6 protein-coding genes are annotated in these 7,541 nt (G+C 70.0%); 2 read left to right on the forward strand and 4 right to left on the reverse strand.

Translation table 11 applies throughout. From position 1 onward, the window contains the following. Positions 1 to 350: Rv3235 family protein (locus tag E1284_RS42105; protein ID WP_207924157.1), on the forward strand; the 350-nt coding region annotated here is incomplete at its 5' end. A 56-nt stretch (positions 351 to 406) separates the two neighbouring features. Here the strand turns inward: E1284_RS42105 and secA are convergent. Next, positions 407 to 3,280, reverse strand: coding sequence for a preprotein translocase subunit SecA (gene secA / locus E1284_RS36470; protein ID WP_131944705.1), 2,874 nt, complete (start codon positions 3,278 to 3,280; stop codon positions 407 to 409). Positions 3,281 to 3,464: 184 nt separating this feature from the next. On the opposite strand from secA, the gene E1284_RS36475 reads away from it, so the two are divergent. Next, positions 3,465 to 3,794 (forward strand): HGxxPAAW family protein, encoded by a 330-nt coding sequence (locus E1284_RS36475; protein ID WP_131944706.1) that lies wholly within the window; start codon positions 3,465 to 3,467, stop codon positions 3,792 to 3,794. A gap of 101 nt (positions 3,795 to 3,895) precedes the next feature. Here the strand turns inward: E1284_RS36475 and E1284_RS36480 are convergent, their stop codons facing one another. From E1284_RS36480 to hpf, 3 genes are all read right to left on the reverse strand, one after another. Next, positions 3,896 to 5,170, reverse strand: a complete 1,275-nt coding sequence (locus E1284_RS36480) for a winged helix-turn-helix domain-containing protein (RefSeq protein ID WP_243714967.1) — start codon at positions 5,168 to 5,170, stop codon at positions 3,896 to 3,898. Between the two features lie 136 nt (positions 5,171 to 5,306). Then, positions 5,307 to 6,071: a response regulator gene (locus E1284_RS36485; RefSeq protein WP_131944707.1), complete on the reverse strand. Its 765-nt coding sequence runs from the start codon at positions 6,069 to 6,071 to the stop codon at positions 5,307 to 5,309. Between the two features lie 297 nt (positions 6,072 to 6,368). Beyond that, the gene (hpf, locus tag E1284_RS36490; protein WP_131944708.1) at positions 6,369 to 7,028 is read right to left on the reverse strand and encodes a ribosome hibernation-promoting factor, HPF/YfiA family; all 660 of its coding nucleotides are present in this window, start codon (positions 7,026 to 7,028) and stop codon (positions 6,369 to 6,371) included. Between the last annotated feature and the right edge of the window lie 513 nt (positions 7,029 to 7,541).

Below are 7,541 nucleotides of genomic sequence, written 5' to 3' on the forward strand. Positions count from 1 at the left end.
GGGTCGTGCGGCCCGGGGACGGGGTGGACGGCGAGGTCCGGGCCGTCGCCGACATGGCCGTGCGGCTCGTCGTGGAGGTGCTGGCGGGGACGCGGCCCGCCCATCAGCTGTCGCTCGTGGCCGTCCCGGCGGTGTGCCGGGCGGTGACCCCGCACGGCGGCGCGGCGGCGCGCGGAGGACGGGTCGTCCCGCCGAAGGTGCTGTCCAGCAGGGTGCAGCGGCCGGCGCCCGCGGTGGCGGAGGCCGTCGCGGTCGTTGCGCTGGCCGGACGCGTCCACGCGCTGGCGCTGCGCCTGGAGCACGCGCGCGGGCGGTGGCGCTGCACCGCCCTGGAGACGACCGCCCCCTGACATGCGGAAGCGGCCTCCCGGACGTCCGGGAGGCCGCTTCGCGCAGTACTACTCGACTACTTGTTCTTGTTGCGCGGGTCGCCGTGGCAGCGCTTGAACTTCTTGCCCGAGCCGCAGGGGCACGGGTCGTTGCGGTTCACGCCCGCGTACTCGTCCTCGGTCTCCTCGCTGTGCAGCTCGACGCCGCCCTCACCGTCCACGGTCGGGGCCGAGTACTCCAGCTTCTTCGGGCGGGACGGCTTCTCCAGCCCCTTCGCCTTGATCGCGGGGACCTCGTCGGCCTCCTCCACCTCGGCGCCGGCCTCCTCGTCCTCCTCCGCACCGGCCGCGGGGGCCGACTTGGCGACGGAGACGGGCGCGGCGCCGACGGTCGGGGTCTCCGGCTGGTCCTCGACCTCGACCTCGAGGTTGAAGAGGTAGCCGACCGACTCCTCCTTGATGCCGTCGAGCATCGCGTTGAACATGTCGTAGCCCTCGCGCTGGTACTCGACCAGCGGGTCGCGCTGCGCCATGGCCCGCAGGCCGATGCCCTCCTGGAGGTAGTCCATCTCGTAGAGGTGCTCGCGCCACTTGCGGTCGAGCACCGAGAGGATGACGCGGCGCTCCAGCTCGCGCATGACGTCCGGGCTGAGCTCCTCCTCGCGCTTGGCGTAGGCGGCCTGGGCGTCCTCGCGGATCTTCTCGGCGAGGGTCTCGGCGTCCAGCCCGGAGAGGTCGCCGTCGTCGCCCTCGGCCAGGTCCTCCACCGTGATGGAGATGGGGTAGAGCTGCTTGAACGCCTTCCAGAGCTTGTCGAGGTCCCAGTCCTCGGCGAAGCCCTCGCCGGTGGCGCCCGCGACGTAGCCCGCGACGACCTCGTCGATCATGCCGCGGATCTGCTCGGACAGGTCCTCGCCCTCCAGCACCTTGCGGCGCTCGGCGTAGATGACCTTGCGCTGCCGGTTCAGGACCTCGTCGTACTTCAAGACGTTCTTGCGCATCTCGAAGTTCTGCTGCTCGACCTGGCTCTGCGCCGACTTGATCGCGTTGCTGACGATCTTGGACTCGATCGGCACGTCGTCCGGGATGTTCAGCCGGGTCATGATCGACTCGACGCGGGCCGAGTTGAACAGCCGCATCAGGTCGTCCTCCAGCGACAGGTAGAACCGGGACTCGCCCGGGTCGCCCTGCCGGCCGGACCGGCCGCGCAGCTGGTTGTCGATGCGCCGCGACTCGTGCCGCTCGGTCGCGAGGACGTACAGGCCGCCTGCGTCGACGACCTCTTCGTGCTCGCCCTTCACGGCCTCCTTGGCCTTCTCCAGCGCCTCCGGCCAGGCCGCCTCGTACTCCTCGGCGTTCTCCAGCGGGTTCAGGCCGCGCTGGTGCAGCTCCAGGTCGGCGCGGAAGTCGGGGTTGCCGCCGAGCATGATGTCGGTGCCGCGGCCCGCCATGTTCGTCGCGACGGTGACGCCGCCCTTGCGGCCCGCCTCCGCGACGATCGCCGACTCCTGCTCGTGGTGCTTGGCGTTCAGCACCTGGTGCGGGATGCCGCGCCGCTTGAGCATCTTGCTCAGCCGCTCGGACTTCTCCACCGACGTGGTGCCGACCAGGACCGGCTGGCCCTTCTCGTGCCGCTCGGCGATGTCGTCGACGACGGCCTCGAACTTGGCCTGCTCGGTCTTGTAGACGACGTCCGCGACGTCGTCGCGGATCATCGGCTTGTTCGTCGGGATCGGCACGACGCCGATCTTGTAGGTCTTGTTGAACTCCGCCGCCTCGGTCTCGGCGGTACCGGTCATGCCGGACAGCTTGTTGTAGAGCCGGAAGTAGTTCTGCAGGGTGATCGTGGCGAGCGTCTGGTTCTCGTCCTTGATCGCCACGCCCTCTTTGGCCTCGATGGCCTGGTGCATGCCCTCGTTGTAGCGGCGGCCGTGCAGGATGCGGCCGGTGAACTCGTCCACGATCAGGACCTCGCCGTTCATGACGACGTAGTCCTTGTCGCGCTTGTAGAGCTCCTTGGCCTTCAGCGCGTTGTTGAGGAAGCTCACCAGCGGCGTGTTCACCGAGTCGTACAGGTTGTCGATGCCGAGCCAGTCCTCGACCTTCTCGACGCCGGACTCGGTGATGCCGACCGTGCGCTTCTTCTCGTTGACCTCGTAGTCGCCGGGGCCGTACTCGTCGACCTGGCCGGCGGTGCTGATCAGCTCGGCGCGCTTCAGCCGCGGGACGATCTTGGCGAACTCCGAGTACCACTTGGAGTTCTGCTCGGCCGGGCCGGAGATGATCAGCGGCGTCCGGGCCTCGTCGATGAGGATCGAGTCGACCTCGTCCACGATCGCGAAGTTGTGGCCCCGCTGGACGCACTCCTCCAGGCTCCACGCCATGTTGTCGCGCAGGTAGTCGAAGCCGAACTCGTTGTTCGTCCCGTAGGTGATGTCGCAGTTGTAGGCCGCGCGGCGCTCGTCCGGGGTCATCTGCGGGAGGATGACGCCGACCTCGAGACCGAGGAACTGGTGGACGCGTCCCATCCACTCGGCGTCGCGCTTCGCCAGGTAGTCGTTCACCGTGACCACGTGGACGCCGTCGCCGGACAGCGCGTTCAGGTAGGCGGGGAGCACACAGGTCAGGGTCTTGCCCTCACCGGTCTTCATCTCCGCGATGTTGCCGAGGTGCAGCGCCGCGCCGCCCATGATCTGGACGTCGTAGTGGCGCTGGCCGAGGACGCGCTTGGCGGCTTCGCGTGCGGTCGCGAACGCCTCCGGGAGCAGGTCGTCCAGGGACTCGCCGTCGGCGATGCGTTCCCGGTACTTGTCGGTCAGCTCGCGCAACTCGGCGTCGCTCATCTCGAGGAAGTCCTCCTCGATCGAGTTGACCTGATCCGCGAGCTTCTTGAGCTTGCGCAGGGTTCGTCCCTCGCCCGCACGAAGGATCTTGTCGATGACTGGCGGCACTCTCGAAGGCTCCTTGCAGATCGTGGTTCACCGCTCAGGGCGGCACGCACACCACACGTACGATGCCATCGTAGGCGAGACCCAGAATGGTCTAGGTCACTCCGCAGCGCAATCCACAGCGCGTTTCGTTTGACTTTCCGGGTCCCGGAGAGGATCTCTCACACCGCACAGGATGGGAGGCGCAATGTCAGAAGGGTCTCACGCCGGCCGGCCGAGCTCGTGGATCGCCGTCGGCATCATCTTCGCCGGTTTCGTGGTCGGCGGCGTCGCACTCTGCCTCGGCCCGATGTGGATCATGGTGTGGGTCGGCGTCGGCATCGTGGTCGCCGGTCTCCTGGTCAGCTGGATGGTCCACCTGTTCGCCGACGTGGTCGTGGACGCGCCGCGCGTCATCCCCGAGATCGTCGACTACTCGCTGTTCGGTGCGCGCTCGGACAAGCGCCGCGGCGGCGACCACGGCGAAATCCTCGACACCCCGATCTCGACCGACACCGAGGACACCCCCCACGGCTGACCCCGGCGGCCCTCAGGCATCGCGTGGTACCGAGGCCCCCTTTTTTCACGTTCTTTCAACACCCCAACGCCCCGCCCGATTCCCCGCAGCGCTGCCGGCGGTCAGGGCGGGGTCGTGGCGGCCAGGGCGTTCTCCAGCAGGGTCGGGGGCAGGGGTGTGCGCTCTACGCGGACGTCGTCGCAGCCGACCCAGGCGGCCGCTCGCCAGAGGGCCGTGGCGAGGGCAGCAGCCGAGGTCTCCGTGCGGGCCGCAGTCCGGGTGGCCCAGGGCTCCAGGGACGCCTGGCGGGCGATGAGGGTGCGTCCCTCGCGGGCGGGGTCGACCCGTCCGATGAGGCGGCCGCCGGCGAGCAGCGGCATCGCGAAGTACCCGTGGACGCGCTTGTCCTTCGGGACGTACGCCTCCAGGCGGTGGTCGAAGCCGAAGACGCGGGAGGCGCGGGCGCGGTCCCAGACGAGGGAGTCGAACGGCGAGAGCAGCGTGGTGGCGTGCCTGCCCCTGGGCGGGCTCGAGAGCGCCTCAGGGTCGGCCCAGGCGGGCTGGGGCCACCCGTCCACCCTGGCGGGGACGAGCCCGGTCGCCTCGATCACGCGGTCGACCTGGTCCTGCCTGATCCGGTAGTAGTCGGCGAGGTCGCCGCGGGTCGCCACGCCCAGCGCGCGTCCGGCACGGGCCACCAGCGCGGTCAGGCAGGCGTCGTCGTCCGGCTCCTGCCCGAGCAGGTCCGGCGGGACGGCGCGCTCGGCGAGGTCGTAGACGCGGCGCCAGCCGACCCGCTCGACGCAGACGACCTCGCCGATGTCCAGCAGCCACTCGATGCCGATCTTGTGGTCGCTCCAGTCCCACCACTCGGCGCTCGCCTTGGCGCCGCCGAGCTCCTTGGTGGTGAGCGGGCCGTCCGCCTTCAGGCGGGCGCGGACGTCGTCGCAGACGCCCTCCGGGACCTTGTGCCAGCGCCACCCGCGCTCCAGGTAGGCGCGCCGCCGGAAGGCGAACAGCGGCCAGTCGGCCATGGGGATCACGGACGCCGCATGCGCCCAGTACTCGAACGCCGGATACCCTCCGCCGACCGCGCTGGAGCCGGGCCCGCCGGGGGTGCGCCGCTCGGAAGGGCGGGAGCCGTTGCCCCAGTAGGCGGCCTCGATGGCGGTGCGCCTCACCGGGCCCAGGCGCGCGTAGGGAACCAGCTCGTGAGAGCGCGCGAGGACCGAGATCGTGTCGAGCTGGACGGCGCCGAGCCGTTCCAGCATCGCGGGGACCCCGCCCTTCGGGCGCGCGCCCAGGAAGCCCTGGGCGCGCAACTGGAGCCGCCGCGCGTCGTCCGCGCCCAGCCGGACCTCATCGGACCTGCCTGTACCGGATGCTGCCTCTGCCACGTCCGCGATGCTACGACACAACACCGACAAAACCGGATTGCCGGTCTCACCCCCGGGCGGACGCCGCCCTGCCCGGCCTACGGCGGGCCTCCGGCCGATCCCCTCGAGCCCGCGAGGGGCCGGGGCGGCGGAACGGTCAGGTGATCTCCAGGAGCTTCTCGCGGACGGCGTAGACGACGGCCTCCATCCGGGAGTGGAGCTGGAGCTTCTCCAGGATGTTGCGGACGTGGTTCTTCACCGTGTTCTCGGAGATGAACAGCTCGCGGGCGATCTCACGGTTGCCGAGGCCGCGGGCGACGAGGCGCAGCACCTCCATCTCGCGCTCGGTGAGGCGCGGCGCGGGGACCTGCTGCGTCCGCTCCTCGCTGCGCTTGGCCAGCGCCGCGAACTCGGTGATCAGCTTGGACGCCATCGAGGGGCTGATCAGCGACTGGCCGCCGTACACCGCGCGGACCGCCTGCGGGACCTCGTCGATGGAGATCTCCTTGAGCAGGTAGCCGCTGGCCCCGGCCTTGATCGCCTCGAAGAGGTCCTCCTCCTCGTCGCTGATGGTCAGCATGACGATCTTCGCGCTGGGGGCGGCGTCCTTGATGGCCGTGCACGCCTCGATGCCGCTGCGGCGCGGCATCCGGATGTCCATCAGGACGACGTCGGGCAGCAGGTCGCCGGCCATCTCGACGGCCTCGTGCCCGTCGCCGCCCTCGCCGATGACCTCGATGTCGTCCTCGCCCTGGAGGACCATCTCCAGCCCCCTGCGGAACAGCGCGTGGTCGTCGACGATGAGCACGCGGACGGGGTCGGCCGCTCCGGGCGGCGGCGCCTCCCGGCCGGCGGGGGCGGCGTCGGCGCCGGTCGGACGGGGTACCGCCGCGGCGTCGCGAGGCTCGGGATTCTCGCTCACCAGAGTCGCGGCGTGGAGAAGACGCCGCTTCCCCCCTTCACTACTCAGCGATCTGGAATTACCGGAGGGTTGTCGTCCAACGGGATCGTCCTCGGGAACTTACGGGGTCCGGGGGCGATCCCGGGGGATTTCGGACCGGGGTGTCTCCCGATCAACCGCTGCGCGCCCCGGGAAGGTTCCCGGGACGCGCAGCGCCCGTGGATCGGCTGATGCGCCTTTTCAGATCATGACATGGTTCCGGCGGTGACGTGACGCGTCCGCCTCATCACCGCGCCCTCCTCCGGCGGGCCGGAGGGCTCACTCTTCGACGAGCCTGATCACTCCGTAGTCCCAGCCTCTTCTCCGGTAGACGACCGAGGGGTGCCCGGTGGCCTTGTCGCGGTACAGGAAAAAGTCGTGGCCGACGAGTTCCATCTCGAAAAGGGCCTGCTCGATGCCCATCGGCTCGGCCTTGTGGAATTTCTCGCGAACGACGAGGGGGCCGTCGCCGTCCATGGGGATCGGCACGAGGTTCTCGTCGCGGGAGACGGGCTCGGCGGGTGCCGGGGCCGCCTCCGCCGGTTCGGGGACGGGTTCGGGGAGCGCCTCGGGGAGCGTCTCCATCGTGGCGAGCTTGGCGCGGCCCTTGCCGTTCTTGCCGTAGTTCTTCAGACCGTGGCCCTTGCGCCGTTCGGAGCCGCGGCGCAGCCGCGACTCCAGCTTGTCGAGCGCGAGGTCGAGGGCGCCGTACCGGTCGTCGGCGGCGGCCTCGGCCCGGATCACCGGGCCGCGGGAGCGGATCGTGAGCTCCACCCGTTCGCGCTGGTCGGCCAGCCGCGGGTTGCGTTCCTCGGACACCTCCACATCAACGCGGATCACCTTCTGGTCGAGTCGTTCGATCTTGGCCAGTTTGTTGTCGACGTGCCGACGGAACCTGTCGTTGACCTCGGTGTGCCGGCCCCTGACGGTGATGTTCACGCGGGGACCCCCCTTCTCCCGGTTGCGCTGTCGCCCTCCCCAGGACCCCTGCCGGTCCCGGACGGGCACCACAGGACGGTGGGTCGCACCCGCCCGGCCGACCTGGTCTTCGTCCCCACATCCGCCTGCTGAGGGGCTCGCGGCGCTCTCGCCACTACTGCCCTTCTCCCGGTTCGGGGGATGTCGGATCCCCCGATGGGGCAGGACTTACCTCTAAGGCGCACCGTGATCGGTCGACGAGAAGTCGCCTTACGTGGGCCGTTTCGCCTGCGCCTGGCATCGGCTAGCCGGATCGTCTGCCGTGCTCCTGACGAGCACTGCGATCCGACGCAACCACGGACCCGGGCGGGTGCCATGTCAGGAACGCTAACCCCTTACGCGACGAATGTCAGGGGGGTGGACGGAGGAAAAACTCACGGACCGTCATCGGCGCCTGCCGCAGCGGGTATCCCCGCCCGCACCCGGACGTCCCGTCACCAGCCGTGAGACCCGGTGCGCAGGGCGCTCCCGCCC

The organism is Actinomadura bangladeshensis, from assembly GCF_004348335.1.
Lineage (GTDB): Bacteria > Actinomycetota > Actinomycetes > Streptosporangiales > Streptosporangiaceae > Spirillospora > Spirillospora bangladeshensis.